Source organism: Acidovorax sp. SDU_ACID1, from assembly GCF_045291395.1.
Lineage (GTDB): Bacteria > Pseudomonadota > Gammaproteobacteria > Burkholderiales > Burkholderiaceae_C > MR-S7.
Window position 1 is genome coordinate 333,198 of record NZ_CP152342.1, and the last position, 15,428, is coordinate 348,625.

Genomic DNA, 15,428 nt, shown 5'->3' on the forward strand with positions numbered 1-15,428 from the left:
GCAGTCACGGCGCGATCTTGCGCTTGAGCGCGCGCGCCACCGGCGCAGGCAGGCTGGGCAGCGACTTGAGCAGCCACGGCAGCACCTTGCGCTTGGCGCCCGCGAGCGATTCGGGCACCAGCGCCTCGATCAGATGCGGCCCCGGGTGCGCCAGCGCATGCTCCAGCGCCTGGCAGAAGTCCTCGGCCGTGCGGGCGCGCACCGCGTGTACGCCCATGCCCTGGGCCAGGTGCGCGAAATTCAGCACCGGCCCTTTCAGGTCGAGCTGCGACTTGGCCTTGGGGCCTGCCTCCTCGGCGCCCACGCGCTCCAGCTCCACGTTCAGCACCGAGTAGCTGGCGTTGTTGAAGATCACCGACACCACGTGCAGGTGCTCGCGCGCCATGCTCCACAGCGCCTGGATGGTGTACATGGCCGTGCCGTCGCCGATCAGCGCGATCACCGGGCGATCGGGGCAGGCGATGGCCGCGCCCACGGCGTTGGGCAGGCCCTGGCCGATGGCGCCGCCGGTGAGCGTCAGCAGGTCGTGGCGCGGGCAGCCTGCCGTCATGGTGCCCAGCATCAGGCCGGAGGTGATGGCTTCGTCGATCAGGATGGCGTTCTCGGGCAGCAGGTGGCCCACGGCCTTGCAGACCTTGGGCGCGGTGAGCGGCCCACGCGGGCGCTCCGGGCGCCGGGCGGGGGCCAGCGGCGGCTCGGCGGTGGCGCCCAGCGCGGCGGCGAGCTTCTCCAGGCTGGCCGCCGCGTCCTGCGCGGGGCTGCTCAGGGTGTGCACTGTGCAGCCCTCGGGCACCAGGTCGCTGGCCTTGCCGGGGTAGGCGAAGAACGAGACGGGCGATTTGGCATCCACCAGCACCAGGTGCCGCGCGCCCGCCAGCTGCACGCCTGCCAGCTCGGCCAGGTAGGCCACGCGTTCGACGAAGGGCAGGCCCGCGCCGCGCTCTATGCGGGTGGGGAAGACCTCGGCGAGCAACTGCACGCCGCTGTGCGCGGCGATGCGCGCGGCGGCCCGCAGCGCGCCCTCGCGCAGCGCGTGGCCGCCGAGCAGCACGATGGTTTTCTCGCCCGAGCGGATGGCCTGCGCGGCGGCCTGCACGGCTTCGTCGCTGGCGGCGGCGGGCGCGGGTGGCTGCGGCGGTGGGCAGGGCTGGCCGCCCTCGCCCCAGGACACGTCGGCGGGCAGGATCAGCGTGGCCACCTGGCCCGGCAGGCCGCGCGCGGCGGCGATGGCATCGGCGGTATCCCGGCCCAGCGCGGCGGTGCTTTGCGCGGTGCGCACGAAGCCGGGCGAGACGTTGCGCGCCACGGTCTCGATGTCGGACTGCAACTGCGCGTCGTAGCGCGTGTGGTACGTGGCATGGTCGCCCACGATGTTGACCACCGGCACCTTGCCCTTGCGTGCGTTGTGCAGGTTGGCCAGGCCGTTGCCCAGGCCGCAGCCCAGGTGCAAGAGCGTGGCGGCGGGCTTACCCGCCATGCGCGCGTAGCCGTCGGCCGCGCCGGTGGCCACGCCCTCGAACAGCGCCAGCACGGCGCGCATGCGCGGCTCGGTGTCCAGCGCGGCGACGAAGTGCATCTCGCTCGTGCCGGGGTTGGTGAAGCAGACCTCCACGCCCGCGTCGGCCAGGGTTTGGAGCAGGGCTTGTGCGCCGTTCATGGGAATCTCCTTGCTTCTGTATTGATAGCTGCTTGCGCTTGTCCTGTAAGCGCTAGAGGCTGATTTGGCTATGAATCCGTGTCGAGGTGTTGCGGGCCGATGTCGGCGGTGCGCGTCACGCCCGCCAGCGTCATCGCCAGCAGCAGCTCGCGCTGCCACTGCGCCAGCAGCGTGCGCACGCCCGCCTCGCCCTGCGCGGCCAGCGCCCACACCCAGGGGCGGCCCACGAGCACGCCGCGCGCGCCCAGCGCCAGGGCCTTGAAGATGTCCACGCCGCCGCGCACGCCGCCGTCCACCAGCACCTCGGTCTGCGCGCCCACGGCCTGGGCGATGGCGGGCAGCTTGGAAGCGGTCGAGGCCACGGAATCGAGCTGGCGCCCGCCGTGGTTGGAGACAACGATGCCCTGTGCGCCCACGGCCACGGCGGCGCGCGCGTCCTCCACGTCGAGCAGGCCCTTGAGCAGCAGGCGGCCCTGCCACTGGCCGCGCAGCCATTCGATGTCCTTCCACGTCACGCCCGGGTCGAACTGCGCATCCACCCAGGCCTTGAAGGCGTTCAGGTCGCGCGCGCCGGGCACCTGCGCGGTCAGGTTGCCAAAGCGCAGCGGCTTGCCGCGCAGGGCCACGTCCCACACCCAGCCGGGGCGTGCCAGCACCTGCGCGGCCCGGATGAGCGCGGGGCGCGCGCCGCTGGCGGCCATGCCGTGGCGCACGTCGCGCAGGCGCATGCCGGGCAGCGGCAGGTCGACGGTGAAGACCAGCGTGCGGCAGCCGGCGGCCCACGCATCCTCCAGCAGCGCGCGCACGGCGCCGCGGTCGCGCAGCATGTAGAGCTGGAACCAGGGCGGCGCGCTGGCGGCGGCGGCCACTTCATCCAGCGCGCAGATGCCCACGGTGGAGAGCGTGAACGGCACGCCCGCCGCGTGCGCGGCGCGCGCGGCCTGGGCCTCGCCCCGGCGCGCGGCCATGCCGGCGAGGCCAATGGGCGCCAGCGCCAGCGGCAGCGCGCAGGGCTGGCCCGCCAGGGTGGCGCGGGTGTCCACCTGGGCCACGTCCACCAGCACGCGTTGGCGCAGGCGCAGGGCGGCAAGGTCGCTCACGTTGGCGGCCAGCGTGCGCTCGCCGTTGGCGCCGCCGTCGATGTAGTCGAACAGGAAGCGCGGCAGGCGCTTGGCCGCCAGGCGGCGCCAGTCCTCGGTGGCGGCGGGGTAGGACAGGTCAGGCAGCATGGGCGGCCTCCGTGGCGCGGCCGTGGCCGAAGCGCCGCATGGCCAGCGCGAAGGCCAGCCCGCCGGCGTACATCAGCACGCCGTAGAGCGCGCCGGGGATGGCCATGGCGTCGTCCTTGAGCACGGTGCTGGCGATCACCAGCGCCAGCGCGGCGTTCTGCACCGCCGTCTCGATGCCCAGCGTGACCGACTGGCGGTAGGACAGCCGCGCGGCCCAGGCCACGGCGAAGCCCAGCGTGAGCATGCCGAGGTTGAGTGCCACGGCGAAAGGCGCCAGCGAGCCGAAGTTGTCCACCAGCAGCGCCCAGTTCTTGGTCACGGCCAGCACCACGATGAGCACGAACAGCACCGTGGCCACCTTCGTGGCGCGCGGCTCGAAGCGCAACGCCCAGGCGGTGAACCGCCGGCGCGCCCACATACCCAGGCTGACGGGCACGCCCAGCACCAGCGCCACCTGGCCCATCATCAGGCCCACGGGCACGTCCACGGCGCGCGCCGCGCCGAGGAAGTGGCCCAGCGCCCAGGTGACGACCAGGGGCAGCGTGAAGATGGTGAGCACGCTGGCCACGGCGGTGAAGCTCAGCGCCAGCGCCACGTCGCCGCGCGCCAGGTAGGTCAGCAGGTTCGACGTGCTGCCCGTGGGGCAGGCGGCCAGGATCATGAAGCCCACGGCGAACACGCCGCCCATGCCGAGCAGCGTGAGCATGAGGTAGCAGACCAGCGGCAGCAGCACGAAGTGGCAGGCCACGCCCACCAGCAGCGCGCGCGGCTGCGCCAGGATGCGCCGGAAGTCGGCCGGCGTAAGCCCCAGGCCGAGCGAGAACATGATGAACGCCAGGATGAGCGGCAGCAGCACGCCCGAAACGATGTCTCCCTGCATGGTGTCGTCTCCTTTTACCGTGGTGGTCTCAGCCGCCGGCCGCGATGGCGCGCGCCGCCGCCCGGCCCGTGAGGATGCAGCCGGGCAGGAAGGTGCCCTCCAGCGAGCGGCGGCCAGAGGCCCCGCCGCCGCCGAAACCCGCCGCCTCGCCCACGCAGTACAGGCCGCCGATGGGCTGGCCCGCGCCGTCGAGCACGCGGCTTTGCAGATCCGTCTGCAGCCCGCCCAGGCTCTTGCGCGTGATGAGCTGCATCTGGATGGCGATGAACGGCCCCGCGCCCGGCTTTTGCAGCGGCGCGGGCGCGCAGGTGCGCAGCCGGTCCGGCCCCCACTGGCGCGCGTGCAGGATGCGGCGGATCTGGTCGTCGTTGTGCAGCTTGCTGCCGTGGGCGAAGTTGGCGTCGAACGCATCGGCCGTGGCCTGCAGTGCCTCGGGCGCCACGTCGAGCGAGGCGGTCAGCGCGTTCATCTTCGCGGCCAGCCCGGCCAGCGTGTCGTCCACCAGGAAATGCGGGCTTTGCCGCTGCATCTGCCGCACCAGGCGGTGGTTGCCCAGCAGCGTTTCCTTGAGAAACTGCGGGAACTGCCGGTCGCGGATGCGCTGGTTGTGCTCGGCGCCCGAGATGGCGAACTCCTTGGCCGCGATGCGCCAGTTGAGCAGGTGCCAGGTCCAGGGCTTTTCCTGCTGCGCCACGCGCTGGCACAGCCAGTGCGTGTCGAAGCCGGTCACCAGCGGCTCTGGGCCGATGCGCTCGCCCCGGTGGTTCAGCCACAGCGCCGACTTGCACGGAATGGCCGACAGGCCGTGCCCGTCGAAGTGCGGAAAGGGGTGCGGAAAGCCCGCCGCGTAGTTCCACATCTCGCCCGCGTGGGTGATTTGCGCGCCCAGCGTGGCGGCGTGGCGGTGCAGCCTGCCGTCGGCGAAGGGGTGCGCACCGTTGAGCAGGGTGGCGGGCAGCGGCCTGCCCGGAGGCCAGTTGGCGCGCGTTTCCTCGTGCCCGCCGTTGATGCCGCCCATGGCCAGCACTACCACGGGCGCTTGCAGGCGCACTTCCTCGCCCGTGGCCTCGTTGATGGCGATGGCGCCTGCGATGCGGCCGTTCTGCCGCTCCAGCGCCGTGGCGCGGAGGCCGTGCAGCAGCGTGAGCATGCCGCCTTCGCCCGCGCGGCGCAGCGCCGCGATCAGGCAGCGCGTGAGCTCGCGCGAGGTGCCCCAGACGATGTGGTAGCGCGGCAGGCTGTTGCCGTCGCCGTGCAGCCCGCGCTCCACCCAGTTCACGGCGGGCATGAACTTCACGCCCTCCTGCACCAGCCAGTCGTGCACCTGGGCGCGCGAGTGCTCCACGTAGTAGCGCGCCCACTGGCGCGGCCAGTGCTCGCCGGGGCCGATCTCGCCGAAGCGCAGCCAGTCGGCCAGCGCGCGCTCGGGCGTATCGGGGATCTTCATCTTCGCCTGCAGCGGCGTGCCCACCAGCGCCATGCCGCCAAAGGCCCACAGGGCCAGGCCGCCGAAGCGTTCGGGCGTGTCGCGGTCCACCAGCGTGACGCGCTGGCCCGCGCGCAGCAGCTCCAGCGCGGCCACGATGCCGGCCAGGCCGCCGCCGAGGACGATGGCGTCGGAATGTTGGGTTGCCATGCGGCAGTCTCCTTGCGCGCACTCTGGGCGGTGCGCTGGCTGGTAACCATAGGCCCTTATGATGGGTTTGGATTGACTTTGGAGGCCATCTGCTTTGACTTTGCAGGCCAGCGTATCGATGAGCTGGGTGAACACCGTGCTCGCGGCCGGCGAGCGCGCCGGGGTGCCGCGCGCGCGCCTGCTGGCGCAGGCCGGCATTGCCCCGGCGGAGCTGGCGCGCGAGCGCTGGCCCATCGACCACATCACGCGGCTGTGGCGCGCAGCGGCGCACTGCACGCAGGACGCGGGCTTTGGCCTCAAGGCCGGGGCGCTGGTGGGGCCGGGCAGCTTCAACGTGGTGAGCTACCTGCTGCAGTCCGCGCCCAGCCTGCGCGCGGCGATCGGCGTGGTGCAGCAGTACCAGCGCCTCATCAGCGACGGCGGGCGCTTCCAGGTGATCGCGGGCGCGCGGGCGGGCTGGGTGGTCTACCACCCGCGCCAGGGTGCGCTGGCGTTCAGTCCGCACCAGATCGAGGCCGTGCTGGCGGCGGTGGTGGCGTTCTCGCGCTGGGTCACGGGCCAGGCCGTGCGCCCGCTGCAGGTGCAGTTCAGCCAGCCGCGCGTGGGGCCGCTGGCGGGCTACCGCGAGGCCTTCGGCAGTCCGGTGGCGTTCGAGCAGGCGTTCAGCGGCGTGCTGCTGGACAACGCGCTGCTCGACGCGCCCCTGCCCCAGGCCGACGCGCAACTGGCGCGCCTGCACCACCAGTACGCGGCGCAGCGCCTGGCCGTGCTGCACGAGGGCGGCGCGCTGGCGCAGGAACTGCGCGCCTGGATCGCCGCCGCGCTGCCGGGCCGCGTGCCCACGCGCGCCGAGGCCGCGCAGGCGCTGGGCCTGAGCGAGCGTACGCTGGCGCGGCGCATGCGGGCGCAGCAGCTGAGCTTTTCCGCGCTGCTGGACGCCGTGCGGCGCGAGGCCGCGCTGCAGGCCGTGGCGCAGCCCGGGCGCGCGCTGGCCGACATCGGCCAGGCGCTGGGCTTTGCCGAGCCGGCGGTGTTCTGGCGCGCGTTCAAGCGCTGGACGGGGTGCACGCCGGTGCAGTGGCGTGCGCGGCAGGCGGCGGAGCCTTGAGCGTTTGCTCTGCTTTCAGGAGCTGCTAGCGCCTGCTGGGCAAGGGCTGGCGGCACTTTTTATCGAAATTCCTCGGCGTACTGCGCCTGCCCGTGGCCCAGCGACCAGTTCTCCCGGGCCACCTCGACCAGGTTCACGAACACGTCCTCGGGCCGCAGGCCGGGCTGCTCGCCGAGCCGCTCGGCGATGCGCCGGTACAGCGCCTTCTTCTGCGCCGCCGTGCGGGTGGCGCTGGCGGTGATCTGGATGAACACCAGGTCGTCGCTGCGCGCCACGCCGAGGTAGGTCGCGCCGTAGCGGAAGTTGGCGGCCTCGTGCTCGGTGATGGCCATGAACTGGTCGTCCTCGGGCACGTCGAAGGTCTCTTGCAGCGCGCGGTACACGCCGTCGCAGAGCGCTTGCCGGTAGGCCGGCGGCTTGCCGGCGCGCAGGGCGATGTGAACGAGGGGCATGGCGGTTCCTTGGGAGGTAGTGACGATGGGTGCCACCTTAGGATGCGAGAATGATTTCAACAAGTTATCAAAAAACATATCAGAGATAATTTTTTGAAATGATGGACCGCCCCCTTGACCTCGACGCCGTTCAGGCCTTCGTCCGCATCGCCGAACTGGGCAGCTTCACCCGCGCCGCCGACGCCCTGGGCGCCACGCAGGCCGCCGTGAGCCTCAAGCTCAAGCGGCTGGAGGCGCGGCTGGGCGTGCGGCTCATCGAGCGCACGCCGCGCCACGTGCGGCTTTCCGACCAGGGCACGGCCTTTCTCGGCCATGCGCGCGCCCTGCTGGAGGCGCACGCGCGCGCGCTGGCCGCCGGGGCCACGGCGCGCGAGCGCCTCGCCGTGGGCATCAGCGACCACGTGGCGGGGCCGGAGCTGCCCGCGCTCATCGCGCGCATGAACGCCCAGGCGCCGCAGTTGCTGATCGAGATCCGCATCGCCACGTCGGGCGAGCTGCTGCAGCGCTTCGACCGGCGCGAGCTGGACGCCGCCATCGTGCGCCTGGACGCGGGCCGCGGCGATGGCGAGCTGCTCGCCGAGGAACCCTTCGGCTGGTTCGCCGCGCCGGGCTGGCAGCCGCGCGCGGGCGAGCCGCTGCCGCTGGCCACGATGGCCGCGCCCTGCGGCGTGCGCGCGCTGGCCGGGCAGGTGCTCGACGCGGCGGGCGTGCCGTGGACGGAGGTGTTCACCGGCGGCGGCATCGCCGCCGTGGCCGCCGCCGTCATGGCCGGCCTGGGCGTGGCCGCGCTGGCGCCGCGCATGCTGCCGCTGGGCGCCGAGGACGTGGGCCGCCGGCTCGGGCTGCCCGCCTTGCCGCGCCTGCCGGTGCTGCTGCACACGCGGGTGCGCGGCGGGCGGCCGCGCGACGCGCTGGATGCGCTGGCCGCCGCGTTCCGGAGCGCGGTGCGCGCGTGAACGGCGGCGGCCTTCAGCCCTCGCGGTGATCGGCTTGGCCGGCCTTCCAGTACCCCTGGGCATGCAGGCGCCGGGGCGCCAGCCCGCGCTCCTGCAGGTAGTGCTGCCGCAGGGTGCGCATGGCCTGGGATTCCCCCGCCATCCACAGGTAGCCCGGCCCCGGGGGCAGCGGGCGGTGCAGCAGCGCCTGGCACAGGGCCAGGCCCGGCGACTGGCGCTGCGTGAACCACTCCGTACGCAGACTGGCCGGGCTGTCGATGGGCTGCTGGTCGGCGGCCTCGGGCACCTCGGCGTATACCTTGGCCTGTACGTGCGCGGGCAGCGCGCCGGCGATGCGCTGCAGGGCCGGCAGGGCGGTGGCGTCCCCGGCGAGCAGCACCCAGCGGGCGTCGGCGGGCAGCGCGAAACCGCCGCCGCGCGGGCCCGCGATGCCGACGCGCTCCCCGGCCCGCGCCTGGGCGGCCCAGGCCGAGGCCGGGCCGGATGCCGGGCCGTGCCCGTGCAGGACGAAGTCCACGTCCAGCGTTCCGGCCGCGCGGTCGATGTGCCGCAGGGTGTAGGCGCGGCCCGTGCCGCAGGGCAGGAACACCTTCACCCAGGCGGCCGGCGCGCCGATGCCGTCCGCCTGCAGGAAGCGGGCGACCTCGGCGCCGCCCAGCGTGATGCGCCGCATGTGCGGCGTGAGCGTGCGGGCGGCCAGCACCTCGGCCAGCGCGCGCGCCGTGCGGGGCGGGGTCGCGTCATGCATGGCGGCCTCCGCGCAGCGGCGTTGCCAGCAGGCCCACGGCCACCAGCAGCGACAGGCCCACGGCCACGGCGCCGGCCAGGTACACCGCGCCCACGTTCCAGGCGCCGGCCACGGCGCCCAGGGCCGGGCCGGTGATGCCCAGCGCGATGTCCAGGAACGCCACGTAGGCGCCCATGGCCACGCCCCGGCTCTGCGGCGGCGCGCGGCGCACCGCCTCCACGCCGAAGCCGGGAAACGCCAGCGAGTAGCCAAACCCCGTCAGGGCCGCGCCCAGGTAGGCCAGGGCGGCCGTGTCGGCGCCCCAGATCAGCAACTGCCCCACGGCCTCGACGACCACGCAGGCGAGCGCGACGCGCGCGCCGCCCAGCCGGTCGGGCAGGTGGCCGAAGAGCAGGCGCGCGCCGATGAAGGCCAGGCCGAACGCCGTGAACGCCAGGCCCGCGTTGCCCCAGCCCTTGGCCGCGAACAGCAGGGCGATGAAGGCGGTAATGACGCCAAAGCCCACGCTGGACAGCGCCAGCCCCAGCCCGGGCAGCCAGACGCTGCCCAGCACGCGGTAGAACGGCGTGCGCCGCGCCGCCGTGGGCGCCACCGCCCGCACGCCCCACACCGCGCCCAGCGCCAGCAGCGGGGCCAGGCAGCTCGCGGCGGCAATGCCCGCGAAGCCGTGGGCCGCATGTACGGCCGCGCCCGTCGGGGCGCCCAGGGCGTAGGCGCCGTACATGGCGATGCCCACCCAGGCCATCACCTTGCCCGCGTTCTGCGGCCCGGCCAGGCCCACGCCCCAGCTCAGCGCGCCGGTGACGACCAGGCTCTCGCCGCAGCCCAGCAGCACGCGCCCCAGCAGCAGCACCCCGGCCGAGGCGGCGGGCGTGGCACAGGCCAGCGACGCCAGATAGGCGAGGCCCGCGCTGGCCGAGACGAGCAGGCCCGTGACCACGGCGCGCCTGGCGCCCCGGGTGTCGGCCAGGTGGCCCGCCCAGGCGCGCGACAGCAGCGCGGCGGCGAACTGCGCGCCGATGACCACGCCCACCACCAGGGGGCTCAGGCCCAGGCCGTCGTGCACGTGCAGGGGCAGCACCGGCAGCGGCAGGCCGATGGCGAGAAAACCGATGAAGACCGCCAGCGTGATGGGCAGCAGCCGAAGAAAGACATTGACGCCGGGTGGCGCATGGGAAGGCATGGGATGGACTCCAGATATGAGCATTTGCTCGGTATCTGCGAGAATATGAGCCATCGCTCATATTGAAAACTCGCCTTTGGAGTCCCCCATGCAGGCACTGCCCCAGCCCCGCAGAATCCCGCGCCAGGCCCGTTCCCGCGCGCTGGTCGAGGTCATTTTGGAAGCCACGGCTCGCGTTCTGGCCGAGCGCGGCTACGCCGGCACCAACACCAACCTGGTGGCCGAGCGCGCCGGGGTGAGCGTGGGCTCGGTCTACCAATACTTCCCGAACAAGGATTCGCTGATCACGGCCCTGCACGAGCAGCACGCGGCGCAGATGCAGGCCGCCATCGAGGCCGTGCTGGCGGGCACCCAGCCGCGCGGCCTGCGCGGGCACCTGGCAGCCATCGTCCACGCGCTGCTGGCGGCGCACCAGGTCGCGCCGGCGCTGCACCGGGTGCTGGAGAAGGAGTTCCCGTTCTTCGACGCGCCGGCCGAGCAGAGCCCGGCCGACCAAGGCATCTTCCAGCGCATCCGGCAACTGCTGGAAGAGCACCGCAACGAGATTGCGCCGCGCGATCTCGACCTGGCCACCTGGGCTGTGCTCCAGGCCATGGAATCCCTGGTGCACGCAGCTGTCATCACGCCTCTGCCACGGCATGGCATGGCGCAGGTCGAGCAGACCATCGTGGACATGCTCGCGGGCTATCTGTGCGGCGCGCCGGGGCGGGGTGCCTAACTTACGACGATGCTCTTGCTGGCGCTGGCCGACTGGCCCGCGTCGTCCTTCCAGCGCAGGCGCAGCTCGCCGCTCTCGCGCGCGAGGAAGGTGAACTCGATGTAGGGGTTCTGCGAGACGGAGATTCCCGGCTCCCAGGCGAACAGCAGCGCCTGGCCCAGGTGCGCCTCGAAGCGCGTGACGATGTTGCGCGGGCGGATCTTGCCGGCTTCATCGGTGCGCAAGCCGCTTTCCATGATGTGCTCGATCTGCGCGCGCACGCGCAGCACTTCGCCTTTCTTGGGGCTTGCGTTGCTGATCCAGACGCGGGGTGGTTTCTGGTTCATCCGGGTTTCCTCACATGCCGCAGCCGCTGGCGGCCACCGTCACTGCATGGCTGGCCGCGAGCAGCTTGCCGCTTTTCATGCGCGCCAGCGCGTGGATGGTCTGCGACTGCGTCAGGCGCACGCGCACCGCCGCCTCGGCCGTGCCCGCCGCTGCCGTGAACTGCAGGCGACAGGCCAGGGGCGCGGGGTTCAGGTCGGCCAGCACGATGATTTCCTCGCACCAATCCTGCTCGGTGATCGGCAGCGTGACCTTGACCTTCACCGGCACGGCGGCGGGGTTGTCGGCCAGCGTGGGCACGTCCAGATGCAGGCCCTCGGCCTGCGGCTTGGTGCTTTTGCTGAAATCGGCCATGGCCTTGCGGAACTCGGCCGGGTTGGGGGCCAGGGCGGCGTTGGTCAGCGGCGTCTTGCTCTGCGGCTGGGCCAGGGCGGGAAGGGCCAGCGCGGCGGCGCTGGCGGCCATCAGGGTTCTGCGCTGCATGGGCTCAAATGGCGAGGAAGTCGCTGAACTTGCTGCGCGCCCAGGCGAAGTCTTCCTTCACCAGGTCGGCCGTGCGCACGTCCATGTCGATCTGCGTCTGGTTGACTTGGCCCTTGGCATCCACCTCGTACTCGAACTTGACCGAGATTTCCTCCTGCGGCTCGGTGTTGACCATCATGTAGCAGAGGTTGTCGGGCAGCAGCGGCTTGACTTCCTGGCCTGCCACGCGCTGGGCGATGTACTTGGCGACGATCTGGCCGATGTAGTTGGCGACGTGCGCGCTCTTGGGGTAATGGCCGAATTGGGGCGAGATGGCGCCCATCAGGTCGCCCACGAAGTACACGCTGTCGTCGCCGTTGGCATGGAACAGGCGCTGGTGCATGTCGGCCCAGCCGGTGGGCTTGCCGGTGGTCGCGTCCTTGCCGATCAGGCCCGCGTGCCAGACCATGTCGGCGGCCTGGTGCGGGGGCATCAGGATGGCCTCGTCGAACTTCAGCTCGCCGGCCGTGGTCTTGATGCGCTTGTTGAACGGATCCACCTCCTGCACGCGCGCGTTGGGCACGTGGGTGATGATGTCCGGGTACAGCTCGTCGAACGCCTGCTTGTAGCCCACGCCGATGGGGGCGATCTTGGGCTTGGGGTCGAGGATGACGATCTTGCCGGGGATCTTGTTCTTCTTGATGTGCGAGGCGATCAGGCAGGCGCGCTCGTAGGGCGAGGGCGGGCAGCGGTGCGGCGGCGGGGGCAGCGTCATCACCAGCGTGCCGCCCTTGAAATCCTTCACGCGCTGCTTGAGCGCGAACATCTGCTGGTTGGGGATGTAGGCGCTGGCGAAGTGCGTGCGTGTGTGCTCGATGGCGCGCTGGTCGTCGCCGTACCAGGCGTCCCACGCGTCGCGGATGCCGCCCGAGAGGATCAGGTAGTCGTACTCGACCAGGCCATGCGTGGTGCGCACCAGCTTCTTGTCGCGCTCGAAGCCCGTCACCTCGGTCTGCAGCAGCGTGTAGCCGTAGCGGTTGGCCGGGCGCAGCATGTCGTGCTGCACGAAGTCGGTGTTCACGATGTCGATGAGCCACTTGTTGCTCATGGGGCCGGACCAGAACGTGGGGTTGCGCTCCAGCACCACCACGTCGGAGTTCGGGATCAGCTCGCGCAGGTAGCGCGCGGCCGTCAGGCCGCCCCAACCGCCGCCGCAGATCACGATGCGCGGCGCACTGCCCTTGCGCGGCAGGATGCGCGACTGCGGGCTGATGACGGCCGGTGCGGCCAGGGCCGGGCCGGCCACTGCGCCGGCCACTGCGCCCATGGCGAGCGCGGGCGGGGTGATGAGGAAGCTACGTCGTTGCATGGCGGTCTCCTTGGGTTGACGGATAAAAAAATCGAAGGACGAGCAGTGCGCCCGCCACGATGCCCGCGCAGGCGGGCAGGCTGGCGAACGCCAGCGTGGAGAGGCCCGAAAGCCCCTGGCCGATGGAGCAGCCCACGGCCAGCACGCCGCCCAGGCCCATCAGCAGCCCGCCGCCGGCCGAGGCGGCCAGGCGCGCGGGGCTGTCGAAGCCTTCCCAGCGGGCCGTGCGCGTGAGCAGTGCGGTGGCGCAGGCGCCCGCGAGGGTGCCCGCCACGATGGCCGGGCCCAGGCTGGCGGCGCGGCCCACGGCCAGTTGCAGGTAGAGCAGCCCCTCGGCCACGGGGCCGATGAAGCTCAGGGAGGTGAGCGGCACGGGTGTGGGCTCGAACGGATCGGCCATCTGACCCGTGATCCACCAGCCCGCCGCCACCAGCGCGCCGATGGCGGTGGCGCACAGCAGCGCCACACCGTTGCCGCGCACCTGCCGCAGCGCATAGGCCAGCAGCGCCAGCGCGGGCAGGCCGGCAGCGCCCAGCGTGGCCGCGCCCGGGGGCAGGCCTTGCGCCGCCAGCCACTGCGGCAGCGCCGCATGTTCGAGCTGCACTGCGCCCCAGCCCTGCAGCCACTGGCGCACGGGTGCGAGCACGCCCGTCAGCGTGGCCTGCGCGGCCAGGCCCAGGCACAGCAGGGCGACCAGCGCGCGCAGGTTGCCGCCCGCGAGCAGCACCAGGGCGCGCGCGCCGCAGTTGCGCGCCAGCGCCATGCCCGCGCCGAACAGCAGGCCGCCGATGAACACGCCCGGCAGCGAGAAGCGCGCGCGCACGACCTGCGCCGTGCCCAGGTCGGCCAGCCCCGCCCAGGCCAGCGCCTGCGAGCCCAGCAGCGCCACGGCCAGCGCCAGCGCGAAGGCGCGCAGGGCAGGCGCTTCGCGCAGGCCGCGCAGCAGGCAGAAGCGCCCCAGCCGCGCGGCCACGCCGAAGGCGCAGCCCAGGAGGAATCCGGCCCAGAGCAAGTCCATTCAGCGGTCCCAGATGTCGGCGGAGATGGCCGCGTACCAGGCTTCTCCATAGCGCGCTTCCGCCGCGCGGTAGTCGGCATTGCCATCCAGCGGGCTCACGCCGCCCGAGCCCGCGGGCTCGACCAGCTTGCCGCCCTCGGCGCGGTAGATGCCCGCCACCGAGATGCCGTAGCCCGGCCCGATCAGGCTGTAGCAGGTGTTGGCATAGGCGGCCGTGGGCGCGGCCTGCCCCAGCAGATCCGCCGCGATGGCGGCAGCGGCCACCTTGCCCTGCGTGTTGGCCGCGAAGCCCGACTTGGGCATGGGCGCGGCGATGGTCGCGTCGCCCAGCGCGTAGATGCCCGCCACCTGGCGCGACTCGAAGCTCTCGGCCTTCACGGGCACCCAGCCGCTGGCGTCCGTCACGCCCGCGCGCCCGGCGATGAAGCCGGCCTTCTGCGGCGGGATCACGTTGAGCACGTCGGCCTTGTGGCGCGTGCCGAAGGTGGTTTCCACCTCCAGCCTGGCAGCGTCCACGCGCATCACCTGCCCGTCGTCGGACTGCTTGACCCACTCGATCATGTCGCCGTACAGCGCCTTCCAGCCCTGCTGGAACAGCGCCTGCTTGGAGAAGCTGTCCTTCGCGTCGAGCAGCAGCACCTTGCTGCGCGGCTTGTGGCGCTTGAGGTAGTGCGCCACCATCGCCGCGCGCTCGTAGGGGCCGGGCGGGCAGCGGAACGGGTTGTCGGGGATCGCCATCACGAAGGTGCCGCCGTCGGGCATGGCTTCGAGCTGGCGGCGCAGCAGCAGCGTCTGCGGCCCGGCCTTCCAGGCGTGCGGCGCGCGTTCCGCCGCAGCCTCGTCGTAGCCTTCGAGCGCGTTCCAGCGCATGTCCACGCCGGGCGAGAGCACGAGGCGATCCCAGCGCAGCGTCTGGCCGTTCGACAGGCGCAGCGTGCGTGCGGCGGCGTCCACGTCCTCGGCGCGCGCATGGATCACCTCCACGCCCGCCGCGCGCAGGCCGGCGTAGCCATGGCCGATGCTGTCCCAGGTGCGCAGGCCCGCCAGGTAGAGGTTGGAGAACGGGCAGGTGTGGAAGCGCTCGGCGGGCTCGATGAGCGTCACGCGCACGCCCGGCGCGCGCTGGCGCAGGTAGCGCGCGGCCGTGGCGCCGCCGAAGCCGCCGCCCACGACCACCACGTGGGCGGCGCCGGCGCGGGCCTGAACCAGGGCGGGCAGCGCGAGGGCGCTGGCGAGCACGGTGCGTCGGGTGCAGGACATCAGCGGCCCTCCTGGCTGGCGAACCATTGGGCCAGCGCCTCGATCTGCGCGTCGTCGTAGCCCTTCATGAGGCGCGTCATCACCGTGGCGTCCGGCGCCTGCCCGGCGCGGAAGGCGCGCAGGCGCTGCAGCAGGTAGCCGGCGGTGTGGCCGCGCAGGCTGGGGATGGCGCCGGTGGAGCGGCCCTCGGGGCCGTGGCAGTTCACGCAGGTGCCGGCGAGCACGGAGGCGTCCTGCACGCGCAGTTGGGCCCCGGCCGCCAACGGTGCGAGCAGCAGCGCGAGGGCGAAACGGTTCAGGGGGAAGGCAGAGGGCATTGGGGACTCCGGTGCAGGCAACGCGAAACACGCAAACACGGCTTGGGCGTTGGAGCGGCCTCGGGGTGGGCTGCTGCGCGCCCCGGTGCGGGGCGCGTCCCTCTCAGCCGT

The 15,428-nt window shown here is 72.7% G+C and carries 16 protein-coding genes; 3 read left to right on the top strand and 13 right to left on the bottom strand.

Annotated features, from left to right (window positions below):
• Nucleotides 1-4 precede the first annotated feature (4 nt).
• The 4 genes from AAG689_RS01565 to AAG689_RS01580 form a co-directional block, all read right to left on the bottom strand.
• Entirely contained in the window at nt 5-1,657 is a 1,653-nt protein-coding gene (locus AAG689_RS01565; protein WP_406624473.1) for an acetolactate synthase large subunit, read from the bottom strand.
• Nucleotides 1,658-1,725: 68 nt separating this feature from the next.
• Nucleotides 1,726-2,886 carry an L-lactate dehydrogenase gene (locus AAG689_RS01570; RefSeq protein WP_406624474.1) on the bottom strand — a complete coding sequence of 387 codons (1,161 nt, stop codon included), beginning with the start codon at nt 2,884-2,886 and terminating at the stop codon, nt 1,726-1,728.
• Nucleotides 2,876-3,766: a bile acid:sodium symporter family protein gene (locus AAG689_RS01575; RefSeq protein WP_406624475.1), complete on the bottom strand. Its 891-nt coding sequence runs from the start codon at nt 3,764-3,766 to the stop codon at nt 2,876-2,878. Before AAG689_RS01575 ends, AAG689_RS01570 begins: the two co-directional genes overlap by 11 nt.
• A gap of 28 nt (nt 3,767-3,794) precedes the next feature.
• Complete coding sequence (locus AAG689_RS01580) at nt 3,795-5,402, bottom strand: FAD-dependent oxidoreductase (RefSeq protein ID WP_406624476.1); 1,608 nt, start codon at nt 5,400-5,402, stop codon at nt 3,795-3,797.
• A 94-nt stretch (nt 5,403-5,496) separates the two neighbouring features.
• Here AAG689_RS01580 and AAG689_RS01585 point away from each other — a divergent pair, with 94 nt between their 5' ends.
• A complete protein-coding gene (locus AAG689_RS01585; protein ID WP_406624477.1) occupies nt 5,497-6,510 on the top strand; it encodes an AraC family transcriptional regulator in 1,014 nt (337 codons plus the stop codon).
• Nucleotides 6,511-6,569: 59 nt separating this feature from the next.
• On the opposite strand, the gene AAG689_RS01590 is transcribed toward AAG689_RS01585, so the two are convergent.
• Complete coding sequence (locus tag AAG689_RS01590; RefSeq protein ID WP_406624478.1) at nt 6,570-6,962, bottom strand: tautomerase family protein; 393 nt, start codon at nt 6,960-6,962, stop codon at nt 6,570-6,572.
• Between the two features lie 98 nt (nt 6,963-7,060).
• Here AAG689_RS01590 and AAG689_RS01595 point away from each other — a divergent pair, with 98 nt between their 5' ends.
• A complete protein-coding gene (locus AAG689_RS01595) occupies nt 7,061-7,918 on the top strand; it encodes a LysR family transcriptional regulator (protein ID WP_406624479.1) in 858 nt (285 codons plus the stop codon).
• 13 nt (nt 7,919-7,931) lie between these two features.
• Here the strand turns inward: AAG689_RS01595 and AAG689_RS01600 are convergent, their stop codons facing one another.
• Both AAG689_RS01600 and AAG689_RS01605 read right to left on the bottom strand, forming a co-directional pair.
• The gene (locus AAG689_RS01600; RefSeq protein ID WP_406624480.1) at nt 7,932-8,666 is read right to left on the bottom strand and encodes a siderophore-interacting protein; all 735 of its coding nucleotides are present in this window, start codon (nt 8,664-8,666) and stop codon (nt 7,932-7,934) included.
• Entirely contained in the window at nt 8,659-9,849 is a 1,191-nt protein-coding gene (locus AAG689_RS01605) for an arabinose transporter (RefSeq protein ID WP_406624481.1), read from the bottom strand. Before AAG689_RS01605 ends, AAG689_RS01600 begins: the two co-directional genes overlap by 8 nt.
• Before the next feature lie 88 nt (nt 9,850-9,937).
• On the opposite strand from AAG689_RS01605, the gene AAG689_RS01610 reads away from it, so the two are divergent.
• Complete coding sequence (locus tag AAG689_RS01610) at nt 9,938-10,567, top strand: TetR/AcrR family transcriptional regulator (protein WP_406624482.1); 630 nt, start codon at nt 9,938-9,940, stop codon at nt 10,565-10,567.
• Here AAG689_RS01610 and soxZ read toward each other — a convergent pair.
• From soxZ to AAG689_RS01640, 6 genes are read right to left on the bottom strand one after another with little or no spacing between them, the layout of a single operon-like run.
• Nucleotides 10,564-10,893 carry a thiosulfate oxidation carrier complex protein SoxZ gene (gene soxZ / locus AAG689_RS01615; protein WP_020230689.1) on the bottom strand — a complete coding sequence of 110 codons (330 nt, stop codon included), beginning with the start codon at nt 10,891-10,893 and terminating at the stop codon, nt 10,564-10,566. The two genes, AAG689_RS01610 and soxZ, sit on opposite strands and share 4 nt — an antisense overlap.
• A 10-nt stretch (nt 10,894-10,903) precedes the next feature.
• On the bottom strand, nt 10,904-11,374 hold the full coding sequence (locus AAG689_RS01620) for a thiosulfate oxidation carrier protein SoxY (RefSeq protein WP_406624483.1): 471 nt from the start codon (nt 11,372-11,374) through the stop codon (nt 10,904-10,906).
• 4 nt (nt 11,375-11,378) lie between these two features.
• The gene (locus tag AAG689_RS01625) at nt 11,379-12,722 is read right to left on the bottom strand and encodes an FAD-dependent oxidoreductase (RefSeq protein ID WP_406624484.1); all 1,344 of its coding nucleotides are present in this window, start codon (nt 12,720-12,722) and stop codon (nt 11,379-11,381) included.
• Nucleotides 12,709-13,740 (bottom strand): YeeE/YedE thiosulfate transporter family protein, encoded by a 1,032-nt coding sequence (locus AAG689_RS01630; RefSeq protein ID WP_406624485.1) that lies wholly within the window; start codon nt 13,738-13,740, stop codon nt 12,709-12,711. Before AAG689_RS01630 ends, AAG689_RS01625 begins: the two co-directional genes overlap by 14 nt.
• A complete protein-coding gene (locus tag AAG689_RS01635) occupies nt 13,741-15,000 on the bottom strand; it encodes an NAD(P)/FAD-dependent oxidoreductase (protein ID WP_406624486.1) in 1,260 nt (419 codons plus the stop codon).
• Nucleotides 15,000-15,317, bottom strand: a complete 318-nt coding sequence (locus AAG689_RS01640; protein ID WP_406624487.1) for a c-type cytochrome — start codon at nt 15,315-15,317, stop codon at nt 15,000-15,002. Before AAG689_RS01640 ends, AAG689_RS01635 begins: the two co-directional genes overlap by 1 nt.
• Between the last annotated feature and the right edge of the window lie 111 nt (nt 15,318-15,428).

Bases quoted from the DNA above. Each gene is read 5' to 3' on its own strand.
- AAG689_RS01595 (WP_406624479.1), top strand. From the start codon at position 7,061: ATGATGGACCGCCCCCTTGACCTCGACGCCGTTCAGGCCTTCGTCCGC.
- AAG689_RS01610 (WP_406624482.1), top strand. From the start codon at position 9,938: ATGCAGGCACTGCCCCAGCCCCGCAGAATCCCGCGCCAGGCCCGTTCC.
- AAG689_RS01580 (WP_406624476.1), bottom strand. From the start codon at position 5,402: ATGGCAACCCAACATTCCGACGCCATCGTCCTCGGCGGCGGCCTGGCC.
- AAG689_RS01600 (WP_406624480.1), bottom strand. From the start codon at position 8,666: ATGCATGACGCGACCCCGCCCCGCACGGCGCGCGCGCTGGCCGAGGTG.
- AAG689_RS01640 (WP_406624487.1), bottom strand. From the start codon at position 15,317: ATGCCCTCTGCCTTCCCCCTGAACCGTTTCGCCCTCGCGCTGCTGCTC.
- AAG689_RS01635 (WP_406624486.1), bottom strand. From the start codon at position 15,000: ATGTCCTGCACCCGACGCACCGTGCTCGCCAGCGCCCTCGCGCTGCCC.
- AAG689_RS01620 (WP_406624483.1), bottom strand. From the start codon at position 11,374: ATGCAGCGCAGAACCCTGATGGCCGCCAGCGCCGCCGCGCTGGCCCTT.
- AAG689_RS01575 (WP_406624475.1), bottom strand. From the start codon at position 3,766: ATGCAGGGAGACATCGTTTCGGGCGTGCTGCTGCCGCTCATCCTGGCG.
- AAG689_RS01570 (WP_406624474.1), bottom strand. From the start codon at position 2,886: ATGCTGCCTGACCTGTCCTACCCCGCCGCCACCGAGGACTGGCGCCGC.
- AAG689_RS01625 (WP_406624484.1), bottom strand. From the start codon at position 12,722: ATGCAACGACGTAGCTTCCTCATCACCCCGCCCGCGCTCGCCATGGGC.
- AAG689_RS01565 (WP_406624473.1), bottom strand. From the start codon at position 1,657: ATGAACGGCGCACAAGCCCTGCTCCAAACCCTGGCCGACGCGGGCGTG.
- soxZ (WP_020230689.1), bottom strand. From the start codon at position 10,893: ATGAACCAGAAACCACCCCGCGTCTGGATCAGCAACGCAAGCCCCAAG.
- AAG689_RS01630 (WP_406624485.1), bottom strand. From the start codon at position 13,740: ATGGACTTGCTCTGGGCCGGATTCCTCCTGGGCTGCGCCTTCGGCGTG.
- AAG689_RS01590 (WP_406624478.1), bottom strand. From the start codon at position 6,962: ATGCCCCTCGTTCACATCGCCCTGCGCGCCGGCAAGCCGCCGGCCTAC.
- AAG689_RS01605 (WP_406624481.1), bottom strand. From the start codon at position 9,849: ATGCCTTCCCATGCGCCACCCGGCGTCAATGTCTTTCTTCGGCTGCTG.